The following is an 18,796-nucleotide window of genomic DNA, read 5'->3' as shown; positions in this document are numbered from 1 at the left end:
TAAAAATGAGATAGAAGATCAATTATTCAGAACCATAATGGGCAGCTTTGCTACCGGGGTTACAGTAATTACTACACAGGTGGATGATGAAATACATGGAATGACGGCTAATGCCTTTATGTCAGTTTCGCTGCAACCCAAGCTTGTGGCTATAAGTATTGGAGAAAAGGCTAAGATGCTTGGTTACATCAATTCATCCAAAAAATTTGCCATAAATATATTGGCAGCTAATCAGAAAGATCTTTCTAAACAATTTGCGGGTCAGCTAAACTCTGATGAAGTTGTTGCCTTTGAAACCTATCAGGGTCAACCTATTATAAAAAATTCACTTGCGGTCATTAGCTGTGAACTATTCAATCAGCTTGATGCTGGTGATCATACTATTTTCATTGGAAGAGTGACTGGATTAAAGCATGAACCACATGAACCGCTTTTGTTTTTTGGAGGTAAATATCAAGAAATAAAAGAATGAAGTTGATGAAAAAAACCTATTATAAGGAGTTGAAGAAATTGGCATATGAAGAAGCAAAAAAGAAGCTTAGAGGATCTATTTGTCCTGTAATTACTCCCTTTTTAGAGAATGGAGATTTAGATATTGAGACCTTTCAGCAGCTTATCCATTGGCAAATAGAAAGTGGGAGTCATGGGATATCCGTAACTGGTACGAGTGGTGAGCCGAGTTCATTAACTATAGAAGAACGCAAAAGAGTGATGAAGATAGCCAGTGAAACAATTGCTGGACGTGTATTTTTTGCTCCTGGTACTGGGTCAACTAATCATGATGAAACGATGGAGCTTACTAAATACGCCGAGGAGCTGGGTGCTGATGCAGCAATGGTTATAGTACCTTACTACAATAAGCCCAACCAAGATGCATTATATACCCATTTCAAAATAGTAGCAGAATCTGTGAAAATCCCAATTATTATTTATAACATTCCTGGAAGGTCTGCAGTTAATATGGAAGTCACTACGATGAAGAGGCTAGTAGAGGATTGTCCTAATATTGTAGGGGTAAAAGAGGCGAATAAGGACTTTGAGCATGTAAACCGTGTACTCCTTAACTGTGGAAGAGATTTCCTTCTTTATTCAGGTATAGAGCTACTCTGTTATCCAATGCTTGCTATTGGTGGTGCAGGATTTATCAGTGCAACAGCTAATGTAGAGCCTGCTAAAGTTGCAGAGCTTTACAATGCATGGGTTGCTGGCAATGTAGAAAGATCCCAGGACCTTCATTTCGAATTAATGCCTTTAAATGATGCTTTGTTTAGAGATACAAATCCTGCTCCAGCTAAGATAGCGCTTGGTATGATGGGAAAAATTAATCCTAAGCTAAGATTGCCATTAGGACCACCATCACAGGCAGTTACAGATGAGGTGCGACAAACATTGATAAGCTTAGATATTCTACCAAAGGAAACCGCTTCACAACTATAAAAGAAAAGTAGGTGATTAAAATGGTGTCATCTCATGAGTTAACCTCATTAAAGCATGAAACACAACAAAGCATCTATCTTTATATAAATGGAGAATTTATTTCTGCAGCTGGAGGGGCCACCTTTGCTAACATGAATCCATTTACTAATGAGCAAATCAATTTAGTATCAGAGGGCCAGAAGACAGACATTGATAAAGCAGTTTCTGCAGCTAGAGATGCCTTTGAACACGGGCCCTGGAAAACGATGAAGTTAAGTAAAAGACTATCATATATATACCGCATTGCAGATCTCATTGATGAGGAAGTAGAAAGTATTGCTTACTTAGAAGCTTTAGACACGGGTTTGCCTATTAGCCAAACGAGGAAAATGGTTAACCGTGCTTCAGAAAACTTTCGATTTTATGCAAGAATGGTAGAGAGCAGATTAGTAGGAGATGTCTATCAGGTGGACGATGAATTTGTCAATTATACAATTCACGCACCTGTTGGAGTTGCAGGATTAATAACGCCATGGAATGCTCCATTCATGCTAGAAACGTGGAAGATTGCACCGGCTCTTGCTACTGGAAACACTGTAGTGCTAAAGCCAGCTGAACTTTCTCCTCTTACAGCTAATATATTAGCAGAAATTATTCATAAAGCAGACCTGCCTAAAGGAGTCTTTAATGTAGTTCACGGTCGAGGAGAAATAGCTGGTGATGCATTGGTTAAGCATCCAGATGTACAGCTTATTTCTTTTACAGGAGAAACTACCACTGGCTCTACTATTATAAAAAATAGTGCGGATACATTAAAGAGTTGTTCTATGGAGCTAGGTGGTAAATCTCCTATTATCGTTTTTGAGGATGCTGATTTTGAACGTGCACTAGATGCCTGTGTATGGGGAATCTTCTCCTTTAATGGTGAGCGTTGTACAGCAAACTCACGCCTATTTGTACAAGAAAGTATAAAAGATAAATTTATAAATGCTTTAAAGGCGAGAGTATCTAATATAAAAGTTGGTGATCCGTTAGATGATCGGACGGAAGTTGGTCCGCTTATTGATCAAGGACACTATAATAAAGTAAAGGGCTATATAGACATAGCAAAGGAGGAAGGTACCGAAATAATCTCAGGTAAGATTCCAACTGAATTTTCCAAAGGAAATTTCGTGCCTCCAACCCTTATCTTGAATGCTCATAATGACATGCAAGTTGCAAAAGACGAGATCTTTGGACCAGTGCTGATCGTAATGTCTTTCAAGGACGAGGAAGAGGTCATATCTTTAGCCAATAATACGGATTACGGATTAGCAGGTTATGTATGGACAAACGACATTAAACGTGGACATCGCGTCGCTCATAAAATTGATGCAGGCATGCTTTGGGTGAATGCTCAGAATGTTAGAGATTTAAGAACACCATTTGGTGGCACTAAATATTCTGGTATTGGTCGAGAAGGTGGACATTACAGCTTTGATTTTTATACTGAGCACAAAATTATTCACGTTTCAATTGCCGATCATCATATACAGCAAATTGGAAAGTTATAGAGAGGAGGAGGAAACTGTTGGATTTTTCCATCATACGTATAGCTCGAACTGTTCTCCATGTTAAGGATTTAGAGCTCTCTCGCAAATTCTATGTAGATGGCTTAGGAATGATAGAAACCGAGCGAGATGAAAATCATGTTTATTTAAGAGGGTTAGAAGAGCATTGCCATCATAGCTTAGCACTTAAAAAATCGGAAAAGTCTGTTGTAGAAGCGCTGAGCTACAAGGTGATGAAAGAAGAGGACCTTAATTTTTTAGAAAAGTTGTTTCTTGCACAGGGACTTAAAACAAAATGGATTCCTAAAGGCGAACAGCATGCAATTGGTAGAACGCTAAGAGTTCATGACATTTCAGGTATACCTTTAGAATTTTTTGCTGAAATGCCTATTGTCGAACGAATGCTTCAAAAATACGAACATTACCGGGGAGCAAAAATTCAGCGAATTGATCATGTTAATTGTGCTGTACCGAACGTGCAAAAAGCCTATGACTTTTATGTAAACAGTCTAGGGTTTTCTTGCTCAGAGTATACAGAAACTGAAGAAGGGGACTTATGGGCTGCATGGCTCTTCCGAAAGCCCACCGTCCATGATCAGGCATTTATGAGCGGACCAGGACCAAAACTTCATCATTTCGCCTATACCCTATCAGATCGTCTCAGCGTGTTAGACTGCTGTGATGTATTGGCTAGTATGGGCTATGCGGATTGCATTGAGCGTGGGCCAGGCCGACATGGATTATCTAACGCCTTCTTCCTTTACTTAAGAGACCCAGATGGTCACCGAATCGAATTGTATACCGGCGATTATTTGACATGCGATCCTGATATGAAGCCAAAGCGATGGGACTTAAATGATCCACTACGTCAAACATTCTGGGGACACCAAGCACCAGATAAGTGGTTTAACGAAACGAGTACATTTATCGATATTGAAACAGGAGAAGAGATAAATAGCGAGGAACCGAAGCTTGAACAGAGAAAACCTAAAATTTTAGTATGACGTATAACCACCTGAGACTAGAGCTTAGGTAATATTTTTGTGGACAGTGATTGTATGTGATAGAAGCAACCGAGAGCTTGGAAAGGCTGCTACCATATGAGAAGCGCCAATAGAATTGGAAAAGTGTTCTCTCATAGCATAAAGAGTTGAAAGATGCCCCTAAATGCTCTCAAAACACCCATATAAGTAGAAAAGTGCAACATAAATAATATTTTTTAATTTTATTTAGGTGGAGATATAGTGTACTTCAAGGCTATATTGAAAAACTTGCGAAACGATTATAGAAAAAGTATTCTGAAAAGATAGATTAATAATATCTATTAATAGTAAAATAAAGGGGGAAATAATTTTGAGTGAAAAATTAGTAAGAGTGGGAACTACGTATATACCAGTTACTAATGTTGCACTTTCAAGTGATTGGTATACGGAGAAACTTGGAGCTATAAAAAATTATCAAGATGAGGATAAGGCCATTCTAAATTTAGCAAATCAAAGCATCTTTTTGGTTAAGAGCAAAGTGGGTGAAACTTTAAACTTTGTAGACAACAATGGTCAAGATCGTTTTGCTCTAACATTTGAAGTTGATGGTTTAGATAATCTTATATCTTTACATAATGAGTTTATTGAAAACCTAGTCCAAGTAGGACAAGTAGAAAATAGAGGGCATGCAGGTAGAAACTTTGTTTTTGAGGATCCGGACGGTAACAAATTCGATGTTTGGAGTGAGCTGAGCCCGTCATATAAAGAAAAATTTAATATGCAATAATTAGAAGAGACTATCATAGTCTCTTTTTTACAGACTATTTTTTTGATAATTAACGATTTGTTAGGTTTAAAGATTAATAAAATCGGGAAATAAAAATGAGGAATGCACTATTTCTAAGGGAGGGCTTCATCATGACAGAAGAAAAAGAAATGAGAAATGGTTCAAAAGAAAGTGAGCAGAAAAGAGAGACTCTGACAACTCGCCAAGGACATCCTGTAACGGATAACCAAAATATTCGCACTATAGGCAATCGCGGTCCAGCTACACTTGAAAATTATCATTTTATCGAAAAGATTTCACACTTTGACCGTGAAGAAGTACCTGAACGAGTAGTCCATGCTCGAGGAGCAGGAGCTTTTGGCTATTTTGAAACGTATGGAAAAGTAGGAGATGAACCAGTAGAAAAATACACTCGAGCAAAAGTATTCTCTGGTGCTGGAAAGCAGACACCATTAATGGTTCGTTTTTCAACGGTAGCGGGTTCAAAGGATTCTCCTGAGACAGCACGTGATCCTCGTGGATTTGCCGTAAAAATGTACACAGAAGACGGCAACTGGGATTTAGTCGGGAATAACTTGAAAATTTTCTTTATTCGCGATGCGATGAAGTTTCCTGATATGATACATGCATTTAAAGCAGATCCTGCTTCTAATATTCCGAGTCCTCAGCGTATGTTTGATTTTGTTTCTCGATCACCTGAAGCGACACATATGATAACTTTCTTATTCTCGCCATGGGGTATTCCAGCTACATATCGCCATATGCAGGGATCTGGAGTTAACACCTATAAATGGGTTAACGAAAAAGGCGAAGCAGTACTTGTTAAATACCACTGGGAGCCTAAACAGGGTATTCGCAATCTAACACAAGAAGAAGCGGATGCTATTCAAGCAAAAAATGTGGGACATGCTACACAAGACTTATATGAGTCAATTGAGCGAGGAGAATATCCAGAATGGGAACTATTTGTTCAAATCATGAGTGATGATGAACATCCAGAGCTTGATTTTGACCCGCTAGATGATACAAAATTATGGCCTCCGGAACAGTTTCCATTCCTACCAGTCGGTAAAATGGTTTTAAACCGCAATCCAATTGATTACCATGCAGAAATTGAACAAGCTGCTTTTGGTACTGGGGTATTAGTTGATGGATTGGATTTTTCAGACGATAAAATGCTTCAAGGACGTACTTTCTCTTACTCCGATACACAACGCTATCGTGTAGGAGCTAACTATTTAAAATTACCTGTAAATGCACCTAAAGTTCCAGTTAGAACAAATCAGCATCGTGGACAAATGGATGTGCATAGACCTGATGAAGCTGGAGGCAATCCACATGTCAATTATGAGCCATCTATGATTGGTGGATTACAAGAAGCAGAAAAAACAGAACATATAAAACACGAACCTCAATATAATGCAAAAGCAACAAGTGCACCAATAGATCGTGAGAACAACTACGGTCAAGCAGGTGAGACATATCGTAGTTTTGAGGATTGGGAACGCGAAGAATTGATCAAAAACTTATCTGCAGCACTTTCTATTTGTGATCCTCGTATCCAAGAGGCTATGATTTATCATTTTACACAGGCAGATGAAGACTACGGTCGACGTGTAAAAGAAGGTATTCAACGTAAGATGAAAGAAATGGAAGAAATGAAAAAACAAGAAGAGCAACAAAGCTCTCCTGGAGCCAATGCTGCAGCAGATAAAGCAGAGGATGTTGGCCGAGAATCTAAACCTTACTAATAATTTCAAACCCCTTCGCTAAATGGAGGGGTTCTTTGTTTCATCCATCAAAAGGAGTGAGTAGAAATGAAAGTAATAGTTGTAGGAGCAAATGGACAAATTGGTAAACAGATAGTAGAAAAATTACAAATTGATGATCAGCATACAGTAACTGCTGTTGTTCGCAAACAGGAACAGGTTAAAGATTTTAACGATAAAGGAATAGAGGCTCTATTACTTGATTTGGAGGGTAAGGTTGATTCTCTGACAGAAGCATTTACAGGAGCCGAAGCTATCATTTTCACTGCTGGTTCAGGTGGACATACAGGTCCGGATAAAACCTTGTTAATTGATTTAGATGGAGCAGTGAAAACAATGGAGGCAGCAGAAGCCGCAGGAGTGGAACGATATATTCTGGTGAGCGCTTATGATGCTGACAAACGAGAAAACTGGAATGCCGAAATGCGTCCATACTATGTGGCGAAGCATTATGCAGATAGAATGCTAGAGCAAAGTAGCCTAAACTACACAATTGTTCGACCTGGTGGTTTAATAAATGAAAAGGCTCAAGGTAAAATTACGGCTGGAATTGAGGCAAAACCAAGTACGATAACTCGTGAAGACGTGGCGGATGTTTTAATAGCCTCATTAGAGGAACCAAGTACTTATCAAAAAAGCTTTAATGTCGTAAATGGTACAATTTCTATTAAGGAAGCTTTAAAAAATATATAAAAAGTTGAAAATTAATTAATAGAATGTAATGAATAAAACTAAGTTTTACTTAACGATAAAAAATGATGTAAGCAGACTCCATTCTCTTAGGGGTCTGTTTTTGTTTTGTTAAACACTACTCGAATAGAAATGAAATAGTATGCCAGTAGTAGGAGGTTTTATTATTTATTCAGTGAGACATACTGCCTTGGTTAATAATTGGATATCATGAAGGATTTCTTTTTTTAGAGTATCATTTTCACACCTATAGTAATCGTCTACTAGCTTAACTAGTTCTAAATATATGAGATTCATTCGAAGTAGCTCCTTTTAATTGGGTTAAAAGTTTCTAATCTATTATTCCTGAATTATATACATTTTAAACATTATTTTTAAATGAAGTTTATAAAAATTCAGAAATTCTAATGTATTTCCTATCTATCTTTAAAACAGGAATATATTGTATTATATGTTTTTGTTACTTCTGGCATAGTACATTGACACACATAGTAATATGTCTTACATTATAAAGGAGGTGATAAGCTTGTCGGAAAATGAGGTAAGTGCCGATTTAATAAGAGGCCATATCGATACAATTATCTTAAAAATTTTAAAGCGTGGAGATAATTATGGGTATGAAATTGTGAAGGCTATTTCCAACGATAGTAATGGGGATTATATTTTGAAGGAGCCAAGTTTATATAGCAGTCTAAAAAGATTAGAAAAGTTAGGCTTTATCAATGCCTATTGGGGCGATCAGTCTCAAGGAGGAAGAAGAAAATATTACACTATCACGAAGGAAGGTTTATCTGTTTATCAAGAAAATGTAATGGCATGGAATAGAGCGAAATTGCTCATTGATCAATTAGTGTTAGAAGGGAGCGAACAGAGTGAGTGAAGTTCGAAAATATGTCAATAAGATGTTTGCTGGGTACCCCAAAAACGAAGAAACATTAGATTTAAAAGAAGAAGTAATAGGAAATCTAGAGGCGGAAATTGAAGACTTAGTTATTAATAAAGGATTTTCCGCCGAACAAGCATTTAAGGTCAGTACTGAAAAAATGGATAAACTGGATGGGGTAATAGAAGGGGTACAAACCATTCAGTTAAATAAAGTTATGGTTGAGATAACTCAATGGTTGCTTCTTTATTTGTTGTTCGCGTGGATAGTTTCCATTCCTTTAAATATTTATAGTTCCTTAAGGGCTACTAGCTGGCTTCTGTTTATACTGATAATAATAATTGGCATTTTTTATATCGTGTTAAAGTTTAGTGGAGGTTTTTTAACAAATGATTTAAAAAATATTAACCTCGGACTTTTAAAGAAATGGCAAAAAGTGATTTGGATTATTTGGACGTTATTTATCGTAGGTCAATGGGGAATGATTACTGCCGTTTATTTTGGTAGTGACATATGGTTTGGACGCACTATATCTTTTGATGGACCATATCAATTTGGACAAATAGTTACTAGCTACTTGGCTCCGCTTGTTTCAATAATCATACCCCTATTAATTAACAGACTTAGACAAATGCTAATCTTAGGAGGAAAGCATAGAACTTATGAAGAATAAGATAATAATTGTGCTATTCATTATCGGAATTATACTGTTTGGTTGGATGAACCTCTTTTATATACCAGCAGAAGAAAAGGCAATGGAAGAAGAAACGTTACAACAGCTTAATCCTGAAACGCATGATTTTAGCAAAGTTCTAGCTTATGAGAACATGTATATGGGGAATGCAACAAACAACGCACAACTATTTCAATCGCTCCCTTTACAAAATTATTTGAATGGATATGAGCAGGATTCCAAAATTCACTTGTTAATTGTCAATTACAAGGATTTAGAGGGTTTACCTCAACAGCATATCCAAAAATCCATCATCTATAATACAACCGCTGCTTTTGTTCTTATTAAAAATCTAGAACAGATAGAGCTTCGATTTCCTACAGAATCATTTTTTGTAAAGAGAGAAAATGTGGAGAGATTTCTCGGAGATTTGGAGGAGCTTTTAGATCCAGAAGTATTTGAAGAAAAAGTGCAATCTCCATTGAACAATGCTGTTTTAGAAGAATGGATAGTGCAGTATACGTCAATCTAAATAGGAGCAATCATTTTGAATAGAAGTGTAATAAAAGCATATGATGAACTTGCCAATGACTATGCGCATCATGTGGATCAAAGAAGCGTTTATAACACAGAGTATGAAAGACCAGCCATGATTAAGGAATTACCAAGGTCGGTAAGTAACTTAAACGTGTTAGATGCAGGTTGTGCAGCTGGTTGGTACACCTGTGAACTTATTAAACAAGGAGCAATAGTTACAGCTACTGATATTAGTCAAAATATGGTTGACGCTACTAAAAGAAGAGTCGGAGAAAAAGCTTCCGTTGTTTGTTTAGACCTAGCAGAGGAACTTCCATTTGAGAATAGCAGCTATGACTTAATTATTTCCTCTCTAGTCCTTCATTATTTAAAAGATTGGAAGTCTACATTCAAAGAATTTAAAAGAATCTTAAAACCAGGTGGAAAATTGCTATTTTCTGTTCATCATCCATCTATGGATGTGAGATTATCAAAAGAAGTGAACTATTTTTCTCACGAACTAATTGTTGATGAGTGGACCCGTGATGGTAAAATCATTGAGGTCCCTTTTTACAGAAGGCCTATGCAAACAATACTGAATGAAACCTTACAATATTTTAAATTAGAAAAAATAATAGAGCCACAGCCTACAGAAGAATTTAAGAAAAGAGATTTAAGTGGTTATCAAAAACTGAAAAAAGCACCACATTTTTTGATAATAAAGGCAAGTAAACATGGCTAGATCTATTCTATGTTTAACAAGAAATTACACAAAAACAATGATTGTTAGTACTCCATTTAGAAAAGAAACTATCTCTTCTTTTTTCAAATTTATTTCTATTGGTTTTTTGTATTATTTTACGGAACTTACAATTATATTCCATTAATTATGTTATTGTTTTGATATACATATTTCATGGAGGGATTTAGATGGTCGTAAAAACTGTAACTATTTTCACTGAAAAACACTTAAATGACTTATTTCTTTTGTTTCAAAATGAATGGTGGACAAAAAATCGAACAAATGACGATATTCAAAAAATGTTAGATTTAAGTCATGTAGCTATAGGTTTAGTTGATATTGAGACCGATGAGCTAGTAGGGTTTGCAAGAGCTATTACAGACGGTATGTACAGAGCCTTTATTTTTGATGTAATAGTAAAAGGTAGTGATAGAAATCGAGGACTAGGTTTTACATTAATGAATAGTCTTCTGGAAAATTCCCTTATTCAAAGGGTGGAAAGAATTGAGCTTTATTGTCCTGAACGATTAGTTTCTTATTATGAGCAATTCGGGTTCTCAACTGATGTGAACGGGAGTACTTTAATGAGGTTGAAGCGATGAATTTAATAGCCAATGGGGAGTACAAAATTAAGATCAACGACATTTTTCACTGGATTAAAGTCGAGGGAATAGAACATAATACGATACCCCTAGTAGCTATTCATGGAGGACCAGGAGGTAATCATTACGTATTTGAGCATATTGCAGGAGCAAAATTATCTGATCACAGAACGGTTATTTATTATGAGCAACGAGGCTGTGGAAGGAGTGAAAAACCTCTATCACAAAGTGATTATTCATATGAGCTCTTAATCGAAGATTTTACTAAGATACTAGAGTGGTCTGGATTTCAAAAAGTTGACTTACTTGGCTATTCGTTTGGAGGAGAGTTAGCTCTCGAGATAGTTGCTAGCTTACCTGAAAAAATACACAAAGTAATAACCTCATGTCCAAGCCTTATTTCATTAGAAACACAGTATTTGCTTCAAATCGCAGGATTTGTCTCTGTGGCGGAGCCAAGACTTATATACGAGATAGAACAAGTTTTAGCCGAAACATCCTCCATTCACACAAAATACAAAAGGATTTGGGAAATTGTTAATGAAAACACATTAGACAAATTTATGTTCAATAATATAAATAACGCAAATATTTACCGAAAGCAAATGATCGAAAGTGGCTTAAAAAATTCGGGTCATATGATGGCAGCGTTACAAAGAAATCCTCGCGAAATTCCATTGTATGAAAGATTATCTCAAATTACCAATGAAATCCTTATCATTACAGGAGTCCATGACCGTAATAGCGGTTTAGGCATTTCAAATCTCATACATAATAATTTACCAAAGAGTAAGTGGGTTTTGTTTAATGAAAGTGCACATTTTCCAGAAATAGAGGAAACAGATAAGTACGTAAATCAAGTCCTCGCATTTTTAGAATCTTAGATTATAGTAGCAAGTGAAAGGATAAGAAAATGAACATAGATGTAATTCTAGATGAGCTTATTAGTAAGGGGATATTGCCAGCAGATGTAAAATGGCAAGTTTCTCATTTGCAAGGTGGAACCGTAAGTGAATTATACCTTATACAAAACACAGTGGGAGAAAAAATAGTAGTAAAAAGTAATGTCCCTGCCTTAATAGATGCAGAAGGTGAGTTTTTGAAAATATATGAAGAAATTGACCTTGTACCGAATATTATGTATGTGGAAAAAACACATAAGTATTTAGTTTATAGTTTCATAGAAGGAGAGACTAATCTCGGAGTAATAGATAAAAAGCAAATGCTTAAATTACTTGTTGAGGGGCTCATCAATCATTATAAAATAACAAAAAAATATAATGGTTGGGGATGGGCTGATGATCTTTCTTCCTCCTGGTTTGATTTCATGGAAACAAGAGTTGAAGAATCATCAATCTTGTTAGCAGATTATTTAGGTGAAGATGACTTCAAGCTCGTACAAGATTTAATCCAAAATCAAAGTAATCTGAATTTAAAGCCATTCCTTTTACATGGAGATTGTGGAGTACATAATTTTATATTTAATGGTAAAGAACTTAAAGGTGTTATTGATGCTTCACCAGTCATAGGTCATCCAATGTATGACCTGGTTTACGCCTTTTGTTCATCCGCTGATGACCTATCTAAGGAAACAATCGACTATGCCTTTTCCTTGATGAATATAAAAGATGAATATTTGGCTAATAACCTGTATAAAGAGGTTGCAATTGGTTTATATTTTAGATTGGCTACTTGCCTCAAGCATCATCCAGAGGACTGGCCGATTTACAAAAAAGGCTGGGATTATTGGAAAGCGATTGTTTAGAAACCCTATCTACATCTGATTGATAAATAATCCAATAAAAATAAGTGTGATAGTGGAATTTCCAATCATCGATATTAATTTTGAGTAGCCCATATCAGTTTCTATTATTTCAGGCTTATCTTGATAAATCCATTTCTTTAACGATTGCACTGCTTCCTTCCGATTGATCAAAGGTTAAATACGCCACATCGTGTGGAAATTCCAACTTTGTTACCAAAATCCTGTTGGCCTGAAGCGCTCGGACTGAGCGTAGCGAGGTAGAAGCTTGAGACCGTGCCCGTGAAAAGCGCAGCGTCTGAAATGGAAATCGACGGTTTCTCACTATGTATTGTAAAAAAAAGACTATAGACAATTTCAAATTTCTCTGGGTTTGTCTACAGTCTGAGGCCATATCTTTGAGAGATAGCCTTTCAAGCTTTGAAAATATTGAGCTGTGGTTGCTTAAGCGTTATTTTGTACTGATTTTCGATTAATACATAAGAGATCAATGTATGCTCTCTAAAGCAATTTTTAAATTTGGATATACTATAGAAGATATTTCTATCCCTTCTATGATAGCCATTTTAGCTAGGTCAGGACTTACTCCAGTGGCAATTACATTAATGCCCATTAAACGAATCATTTGAACCATTTCATTTATAATGCGAATATTTTCTTTGTCTATTTTATAGACGCCAGAAAAATCAACTATTACGTAATTTACATCCATATTTGCTATTTTAGTAGTAGAATTTTCTATCAAATATTGGATTCGAAAAGTATCGATGTGTCCTACTAATGGTAAAACAATTATTCCATCTTTTACTGGAACAATTGGTGTAGCTACTTTAGCTATTTCCATTTGAGAAGTCTTCTGATATTCGCTTGCAAGAAATTCATAATTTGCAACAGTTTCGTTAAGGCTAATATCTAACATTCTATTAACTTGAATTATCATTTTACTTAATTCGTGCAAGCTAAGATTGAACTGAACAGCTAAATTAGTAAGTATCTCAGTTATAACATTGCGGGTAGGGAGATATCTAACTACTAAAATCGATAAATTACCATCTAGAGAGACCATTGCCGCATTCTTCTTACTCCATTCCAACAAAGAATCAGGAATTTTTTCTTCTCCGCTTACGACATACTCCCCAATAAAGCTTACAAATTCTATATACATATTTATCGCTTGCTCTTGCTCCCAAGGCGGAATTTCCATATCTATAGAATGGACTACACCATTAACAATTTCGTTAGCCAACAATTCCTTATTATTAAAGATATAATTCGAAATGTTTTTAAGTGAGCTCATATTCTTTCTCCCTTTTTGTATGGCTTCTTATTCATCATAAAAATTTGATTCTTTTAAGTCAAGGTTTTAATCAATAAGAAATAAATGAATATAGTAAGCTTTTCAGTATTTATTACACAGACATTTCAAATAAATAAAATAAAAAGCTATACTAGTAACAAATATTCTTTTAGAAAGGACAGGTTGAAATGGAAATAAATAATTTGATAAGAGTTAGTACAAGGCAGGGATTAAGAGATTGGCTTGAGCTAAATTCAAATAAAGAAACATTTTGTTGGGTATTAGTAAGTATGACTGAACAATCAGGCGACATCCTGTATTTAGATGCAGTTGAAGAGGCATTATGTTTCGGTTGGATTGATGGTACAAAGAAGAAAATATCAGATACTGAACTAGCTCAAAGGCTTTCCAAAAGAAAGGAAAAAAGTAACTGGACAGAATTGAATAAAGAAAGAGTAAGGAGACTCGAAAAATTAGGTTTGATGAAAGAAGAAGGACTGAGAATTCTCCCTGATATGCAGCCTGAATCCTTTACTATAAATATAGAAATCGAAACTTGTCTGAAAAAAGAGGAGCAATTATATCAGAACTTCGTTAATTTTCCTGAACTATACAGGAGAATTAGAATTGATACAATTCAAAGTTATAAAAATGAACCTGTTATCTTTAATAAAAGGTTGGATAAGTTTATTGAAAATACGAGAGAAAACAAAATGTACGGTCAGTGGAATGACAATGGTCGCTTAATTAATTATTGAAGGAAGGAAATGAGAATTGAAAATAGAACGATTGATATCCATCATATTCAAGCTCCTAAATAATGAAATTTTGTCAGCTTCTAGTTTAGCTGATGAATTTCAAGTATCATCCCGGACAATTTATAGAGACATCGAAACTATTTGTGCAGCAGGAATACCAGTCGTTTCATACCAAGGTACTAACGGTGGCTTCGGAATAATACAAGGCTATAAATTTGATAAAAGTTTAATGGGTTCCTTTGACATACTAAATTTAATAACAGTATTAAATAGTTTATCGAGTATTTTTGAAGATAAGAAAGTTGAACATACGATAGAAAGATTAAAATCGCTGGATGTAAATGGTGACAATGTTTTAATGATTGACTTAGAAAACAATAGAACTGAACCAAATTCATTAATGGATCTTCGAAAAGCTATACATATAAGAAGAGTCATCCGCTTTGATTATGTAAATAATAAGAGTGAATTTACATCACGGAAAATAGAACCTCTTCGTCTCCATTATAAGTTTCGTAACTGGTATTTATATGGTTATTGCAGAGAACGTAAGAATTATAGAGAATTTCGAATATCCCGTATGATAAATATAAATTTGACACAAGAAAAATTTATAAAGAATCACGAAATAATAGGTGATTCATCTCATTTAGACGATAGTTTAGAAGGTTTTGAGGAAGTAATAATTTGGGTGAAACCTAATTCCTTAGCAGAAGTGTTAGACCAATTCCAAAATTATCCAAAAGAACTTAACAGTGATGGAAGTATGACATTTACAATTTCTGTTTATAGGCCTCTACAAGCTGGATAGCTTAAATCTATTCTTTTAAGCTTCGGTAGTGGGGCTAAAATTATCAAACCTGTAGAACTACAATCAATTTTAATAGAGGAGGCAAAAAAAATAATTAAAGTTTATAAAGATGTATGACAAACTGCTGTCATATATCTTTTTTTATAATACAAGTGTATCAACTATTAAAACCAAGAAAAGAAGGAGTAGATGTTAAATGAATCACGGAAAAAAATGTATGAGTATCATGTTTGGGCTAATAAGGTGTTACTAGAAAGACTAAAGGAATTACCAAGGAATGTTTTGAATGAAGAAGTTAGTAGTTCTTATCCTACTATTGCACAAACGTTTAGTCATATTTATGTGGTAGATGTTATGTGGTTAAAAGTACTTAAAGGAATGGATATTCAAGAAGCATTGGAAGCTTCAATAGCTTTCTTAGAAAAGACCAATTTATATTCTGAAGATGAATTTGTTAAGTCATTGGAAGAACTGGCTTCAGACTATGAGGAATGGTTGGATAGCCAAAAGGATTTAGAACAAAAAATTAATCTAAATAATCCTTGGTCAGGTGCTAGAGAAACGGCTTACTCAGAAATTTTATTTCATGTTGCTAATCATGGAACTTATCATCGAGGTAACATAACAACGATGTTAAGACAACAGGGGCACGCTTCGACAATGAATGACTTATCTTTATATTGGTATCATAGTTAGTTCAAATTAACTTATTGAAGTACAGCTTAACAAGCCAAATTTTAAAAAATGATAAAAAGTGAGGTATAAGCGAAAAGAACCCATTTTGATAGCAATCATCAAAATGGGTTCTATTTTATATTGTTAAGCTCTCAATTTTTGTACTTCAATAAATTGAATATGATTGTCTTGCTTGTCATGGATAGAGAACATAAAACCATCATGCTCAATTTGATTATCCAAATTTAAATCTATATCCTGTGTATAATACCATCCACCGATTGTATCTACGTCAGGATTATACAGGTCAATTCTCAATAATTTTGCAACATCATCAAGTAAAACGTTTGTATGGATTATATAATGGTCTTCTTTTACTTTACGAACATCTGGTACTTCATCGTCATCAAACTCATCTCGAATTTCTCCTACTATTTCCTCCAGGATATCTTCAACAGTTACAAGTCCAGAAGTACCACCGTATTCATCCAATAATATAGCCATGTGAATACGTTCTTTTTGCATTTTTAACAGTAAGCTGTTGATTGGGGTTGTTTCAATAGTATTAATCACGGGATTTACAAAATGCTTTATAGTAAAGTTCTCTACTGTTATACGATTGTTAATACCTTGTGTTAGGAAGTCCTTAATGTTGATAAATCCAATTATGTTATCTCGATCTTCTTCATATACAGGATAACGCGTATACCGCTCTTCAGAGATGGTAGTTAAGACCTCATGAAACGTTGCGTTTATCTCAAATCCAATTATTTGAGTTCTCGGTACCATAATCTCTCGTGCGATTCGATCATCAAATTCAAAAACGTTATTTACATATTTCAATTCATTTTGGTTTATCTCTCCACTCTTATAGCTTTCTGCAAGAAGCAGGCGAAGCTCTTCCTCTGTATGAGATAGCTCGTGCTCTGATGCTGGTTTCATACCAAAAAGGCCAACTAGCAAACGAGCAGAACCATTTAAGAACCAAATGAAGGGATAAAGTATCTTATAAAAAATCATTATTGGTTTAGCGAATACAAGAGTTACTGCTTCAGCTTTTTGAATTGCTATTGTTTTAGGAGCCAGTTCACCAACTACTACGTGTAAAAAGGTAGCTATTACAAAGGCAGCCCCTATGGTGAAGTAATGAATATTGTCAGTGCCGATTCCTATCGCTTCAAATAATGGATGAAGGATAAACTCGAAAGTTGACTCACCAACCATCCCGATACCTAAAGCTGTTACAGTAATACCAAGCTGGCAGGCCGATAAGTATTCATCCAAATGAGTAGTAACTTGTTTTGCAGCTTTAGAACCTTTCCGTCCTTCAGCAAGTAATTGATCTATTCTTGATTGTCGTACCTTTACAATGGCAAACTCCGTAGCAACGAAGAATGCTGTTAAAGCTATTAATATGACAAATATCGTTAAATTCAATGCGGTCAATAAGTTGTCTTACTCGAAAGTAAGACTTCACCTCCTAAGTGATCAATAGTAATAAGGATTGCATAAGCGCAACACTTTCTGTTGAAACTTTCTGTTTAATAGAATGTTTAGTGTTATCTTCTTTGTCATTTATTTGTTCCAATAAATGAGAAACTTCCTTTTCTAAATATTTCATCTGTAATCGTATTTCTTGAATGTCTATTTCCTCAACAACATCTCTTGCAAGCTCTCTTTTGATTTGCTCTAGTGACATACCATCTGACTTTTTCTCTTCAATTAGTCTTAGTTTTTCAATCGCATCATAAGGATAGTAACGATAATTGGAACTAGAACGTTCAGCTTCTAATAGACCAAGAGTAGTATAATAATCAATGGTACGTTTAGTGATGCCACTTTTCTCAGCTAATTCGCCAATTCTTAGTTTCTCTTTCCCAACTGTATCACTCCTAACCGTAACGTTATGGTTTAGTATATTATGTGTTTAATTGAATTGCAAGTGATAATACTAAGGTTTAGCAAATTCATTTATAGTTTTTAGCTTTATGTAAATAAGAGTATAGTGTATGAAAAAAGGCAAAATTCATAGCTTAATTATCCATAAATATATACTTTTCATAGGAGAAGGGCCTTAAGAAATTGCTGGAAAAGGGACTTAGACATGAATATAAATCATCTTAATATATCTCTTGTTATACGATAGTTTAGAAGATAGACAGTACTCAGCAGCCGAGAGTATATAGTCTTTTCGTATAAAGAGTGAAACGGTCATAAATTTCTCTATCCGGTTATAAAACCTCTTGGAACGATCATAAAAAATTCTAAACGGATATAAATCTACTTCTTTCGACAATTTCTTATTAGAAGACATTTCGTGAATACTTTAATGGTTTATAGTAGAAATATGAAAGAATTCTACTATTTTAAAAGGTGAATTTTTCAAGTAGAAGGGAGATAACAGATGCCAACTATCATATGTGAAATTTTTATAGATGCTCCAATAGACCTTTGCTTTGATCTTTCGAGGGATGTGACCATTCATACAAAAACAACCGGACAAACAAAGGAAAAGGCTGTTGAAGGCAAAACTAATGGCTTATTAAATAAAGGAGATTGTGTTACCTGGGAAGCCACCCATTTTGGTATTAGACAAAAACTAACAGCCAAAATCATTGAAATGGAGAAGCCGTATACATTTAAGGATGTCATGGTAAGTGGTGCCTTCCATTCTTTTACACATACTCATCATTTTAAAGTACAAGGTACTGGCACGTTAGTCAGGGATGAATTTGTCTATAGATCACCTTTAGGAATTTTAGGGAAACTAGCAGATGTTTTGTTTCTTAAAAGATATATGACAAGTTTTTTAAAACAACGTTCCCATGAATTAAAAAGGATAGCTGAAAGTCAAAGAATACAAATCTAAATCCGTTAGGTTA

The 18,796-nt window shown here is 35.0% G+C and carries 21 protein-coding genes and 3 pseudogenes; 18 read left to right on the top strand and 6 right to left on the bottom strand.

The features are described from left to right. The first annotated feature begins 10 nt into the window (after positions 1-10). From H9650_RS10550 to H9650_RS10520, 7 genes are all read left to right on the top strand, one after another. Positions 11-472 carry a flavin reductase family protein gene (locus tag H9650_RS10550; RefSeq protein ID WP_151113656.1) on the top strand — a complete coding sequence of 154 codons (462 nt, stop codon included), beginning with the start codon at positions 11-13 and terminating at the stop codon, positions 470-472. A 38-nt stretch (positions 473-510) separates the two neighbouring features. Continuing rightward, positions 511-1,437, top strand: coding sequence for a 2,4-dihydroxyhept-2-ene-1,7-dioic acid aldolase (gene hpaI / locus H9650_RS10545; protein WP_191697151.1), 927 nt, complete (start codon positions 511-513; stop codon positions 1,435-1,437). 20 nt (positions 1,438-1,457) lie between these two features. Further along, on the top strand, positions 1,458-2,969 hold the full coding sequence (gene hpaE / locus H9650_RS10540; RefSeq protein WP_191697150.1) for a 5-carboxymethyl-2-hydroxymuconate semialdehyde dehydrogenase: 1,512 nt from the start codon (positions 1,458-1,460) through the stop codon (positions 2,967-2,969). Between the two features lie 17 nt (positions 2,970-2,986). Beyond that, positions 2,987-3,970, top strand: coding sequence for a 3,4-dihydroxyphenylacetate 2,3-dioxygenase (gene hpaD / locus H9650_RS10535; RefSeq protein ID WP_191697149.1), 984 nt, complete (start codon positions 2,987-2,989; stop codon positions 3,968-3,970). Positions 3,971-4,319: 349 nt separating this feature from the next. After that, the gene (locus H9650_RS10530; RefSeq protein ID WP_191697148.1) at positions 4,320-4,736 is read left to right on the top strand and encodes a VOC family protein; all 417 of its coding nucleotides are present in this window, start codon (positions 4,320-4,322) and stop codon (positions 4,734-4,736) included. Positions 4,737-4,867: 131 nt separating this feature from the next. After that, positions 4,868-6,487, top strand: coding sequence for a catalase (locus H9650_RS10525; RefSeq protein WP_144536259.1), 1,620 nt, complete (start codon positions 4,868-4,870; stop codon positions 6,485-6,487). A gap of 66 nt (positions 6,488-6,553) precedes the next feature. Then, positions 6,554-7,198, top strand: coding sequence for an SDR family oxidoreductase (locus H9650_RS10520; protein WP_191697147.1), 645 nt, complete (start codon positions 6,554-6,556; stop codon positions 7,196-7,198). 165 nt (positions 7,199-7,363) lie between these two features. Here the strand turns inward: H9650_RS10520 and H9650_RS20655 are convergent, their stop codons facing one another. Further along, positions 7,364-7,492, bottom strand: coding sequence for a hypothetical protein (locus tag H9650_RS20655; RefSeq protein ID WP_263619333.1), 129 nt, complete (start codon positions 7,490-7,492; stop codon positions 7,364-7,366). Positions 7,493-7,721: 229 nt separating this feature from the next. Here H9650_RS20655 and H9650_RS10515 point away from each other — a divergent pair, with 229 nt between their 5' ends. The 7 genes from H9650_RS10515 (at position 7,722) to H9650_RS10485 (ending at position 12,376) form a co-directional block, all read left to right on the top strand. Continuing rightward, the gene (locus H9650_RS10515) at positions 7,722-8,075 is read left to right on the top strand and encodes a PadR family transcriptional regulator (protein ID WP_191697146.1); all 354 of its coding nucleotides are present in this window, start codon (positions 7,722-7,724) and stop codon (positions 8,073-8,075) included. Beyond that, complete coding sequence (locus H9650_RS10510) at positions 8,068-8,751, top strand: permease prefix domain 1-containing protein (RefSeq protein WP_191697145.1); 684 nt, start codon at positions 8,068-8,070, stop codon at positions 8,749-8,751. Before H9650_RS10515 ends, H9650_RS10510 begins: the two co-directional genes overlap by 8 nt. Continuing rightward, positions 8,741-9,283 carry a DUF4825 domain-containing protein gene (locus H9650_RS10505; RefSeq protein WP_191697144.1) on the top strand — a complete coding sequence of 181 codons (543 nt, stop codon included), beginning with the start codon at positions 8,741-8,743 and terminating at the stop codon, positions 9,281-9,283. Before H9650_RS10510 ends, H9650_RS10505 begins: the two co-directional genes overlap by 11 nt. Before the next feature lie 15 nt (positions 9,284-9,298). Continuing rightward, entirely contained in the window at positions 9,299-10,009 is a 711-nt protein-coding gene (locus H9650_RS10500) for a class I SAM-dependent methyltransferase (RefSeq protein ID WP_191697143.1), read from the top strand. Between the two features lie 188 nt (positions 10,010-10,197). Beyond that, entirely contained in the window at positions 10,198-10,611 is a 414-nt protein-coding gene (locus H9650_RS10495; RefSeq protein WP_191697142.1) for a GNAT family N-acetyltransferase, read from the top strand. Next, positions 10,608-11,495, top strand: a complete 888-nt coding sequence (locus tag H9650_RS10490; protein WP_191697141.1) for an alpha/beta fold hydrolase — start codon at positions 10,608-10,610, stop codon at positions 11,493-11,495. Before H9650_RS10495 ends, H9650_RS10490 begins: the two co-directional genes overlap by 4 nt. Before the next feature lie 29 nt (positions 11,496-11,524). Next, positions 11,525-12,376 carry a phosphotransferase gene (locus tag H9650_RS10485; RefSeq protein ID WP_151109724.1) on the top strand — a complete coding sequence of 284 codons (852 nt, stop codon included), beginning with the start codon at positions 11,525-11,527 and terminating at the stop codon, positions 12,374-12,376. A 9-nt stretch (positions 12,377-12,385) separates the two neighbouring features. On the opposite strand, the gene H9650_RS10480 is transcribed toward H9650_RS10485, so the two are convergent. Further along, positions 12,386-12,526 (bottom strand): hypothetical protein, encoded by a 141-nt coding sequence (locus tag H9650_RS10480; RefSeq protein ID WP_154310755.1) that lies wholly within the window; start codon positions 12,524-12,526, stop codon positions 12,386-12,388. Between the two features lie 334 nt (positions 12,527-12,860). Next, positions 12,861-13,670 (bottom strand): STAS domain-containing protein, encoded by an 810-nt coding sequence (locus tag H9650_RS10475; protein WP_191697140.1) that lies wholly within the window; start codon positions 13,668-13,670, stop codon positions 12,861-12,863. A gap of 188 nt (positions 13,671-13,858) precedes the next feature. On the opposite strand from H9650_RS10475, the gene H9650_RS10470 reads away from it, so the two are divergent. The 3 genes and pseudogenes from H9650_RS10470 to H9650_RS10460 all read left to right on the top strand — a co-directional run bounded on the left by H9650_RS10470 (position 13,859) and on the right by H9650_RS10460 (position 15,935). Further along, on the top strand, positions 13,859-14,428 hold the full coding sequence (locus H9650_RS10470) for a YdeI/OmpD-associated family protein (RefSeq protein WP_144536277.1): 570 nt from the start codon (positions 13,859-13,861) through the stop codon (positions 14,426-14,428). Between the two features lie 16 nt (positions 14,429-14,444). Next, positions 14,445-15,356, top strand: a pseudogene (locus H9650_RS10465) (helix-turn-helix transcriptional regulator). Positions 15,357-15,435: 79 nt separating this feature from the next. Continuing rightward, positions 15,436-15,935 (top strand): annotated as a pseudogene (locus H9650_RS10460) (DinB family protein). Positions 15,936-16,058: 123 nt separating this feature from the next. Here H9650_RS10460 and H9650_RS10455 read toward each other — a convergent pair. The 3 genes and pseudogenes from H9650_RS10455 to H9650_RS20890 all read right to left on the bottom strand — a co-directional run. Next, complete coding sequence (locus H9650_RS10455) at positions 16,059-17,360, bottom strand: hemolysin family protein (protein ID WP_151109732.1); 1,302 nt, start codon at positions 17,358-17,360, stop codon at positions 16,059-16,061. A 34-nt stretch (positions 17,361-17,394) separates the two neighbouring features. Beyond that, on the bottom strand, positions 17,395-17,613 hold the full coding sequence (locus H9650_RS20895; protein WP_370455717.1) for a hypothetical protein: 219 nt from the start codon (positions 17,611-17,613) through the stop codon (positions 17,395-17,397). Positions 17,614-17,640: 27 nt separating this feature from the next. Continuing rightward, positions 17,641-17,733, bottom strand: a pseudogene (locus tag H9650_RS20890) (MerR family transcriptional regulator); the annotation flags it as partial. 585 nt (positions 17,734-18,318) lie between these two features. Between H9650_RS20890 and H9650_RS10445 the strand changes: the two are divergent. Next, positions 18,319-18,783, top strand: coding sequence for an SRPBCC family protein (locus H9650_RS10445; protein ID WP_191697139.1), 465 nt, complete (start codon positions 18,319-18,321; stop codon positions 18,781-18,783). The last annotated feature ends 13 nt before the right edge of the window (positions 18,784-18,796 follow it).

Source organism: Psychrobacillus faecigallinarum (assembly GCF_014836595.1).
In the GTDB taxonomy this organism is placed as follows: Bacteria; Bacillota; Bacilli; order Bacillales_A; family Planococcaceae; genus Psychrobacillus; species Psychrobacillus faecigallinarum.
Note: the sequence above shows the minus strand (reverse complement) of the source record. Positions and strands in the feature narration are given on the sequence as shown.

Bases quoted from the DNA above. Each gene is read 5' to 3' on its own strand.
- H9650_RS10485 (WP_151109724.1), top strand. From the start codon at position 11,525: ATGAACATAGATGTAATTCTAGATGAGCTTATTAGTAAGGGGATATTG.
- H9650_RS10445 (WP_191697139.1), top strand. From the start codon at position 18,319: ATGCCAACTATCATATGTGAAATTTTTATAGATGCTCCAATAGACCTT.
- H9650_RS10470 (WP_144536277.1), top strand. From the start codon at position 13,859: ATGGAAATAAATAATTTGATAAGAGTTAGTACAAGGCAGGGATTAAGA.
- H9650_RS20655 (WP_263619333.1), bottom strand. From the start codon at position 7,492: ATGAATCTCATATATTTAGAACTAGTTAAGCTAGTAGACGATTACTAT.
- H9650_RS10520 (WP_191697147.1), top strand. From the start codon at position 6,554: ATGAAAGTAATAGTTGTAGGAGCAAATGGACAAATTGGTAAACAGATA.
- hpaE (WP_191697150.1), top strand. From the start codon at position 1,458: ATGGTGTCATCTCATGAGTTAACCTCATTAAAGCATGAAACACAACAA.
- H9650_RS10505 (WP_191697144.1), top strand. From the start codon at position 8,741: ATGAAGAATAAGATAATAATTGTGCTATTCATTATCGGAATTATACTG.
- H9650_RS10490 (WP_191697141.1), top strand. From the start codon at position 10,608: ATGAATTTAATAGCCAATGGGGAGTACAAAATTAAGATCAACGACATT.
- H9650_RS10475 (WP_191697140.1), bottom strand. From the start codon at position 13,670: ATGAGCTCACTTAAAAACATTTCGAATTATATCTTTAATAATAAGGAA.
- H9650_RS10525 (WP_144536259.1), top strand. From the start codon at position 4,868: ATGACAGAAGAAAAAGAAATGAGAAATGGTTCAAAAGAAAGTGAGCAG.
- H9650_RS10495 (WP_191697142.1), top strand. From the start codon at position 10,198: ATGGTCGTAAAAACTGTAACTATTTTCACTGAAAAACACTTAAATGAC.
- H9650_RS20895 (WP_370455717.1), bottom strand. From the start codon at position 17,613: ATGTCACTAGAGCAAATCAAAAGAGAGCTTGCAAGAGATGTTGTTGAG.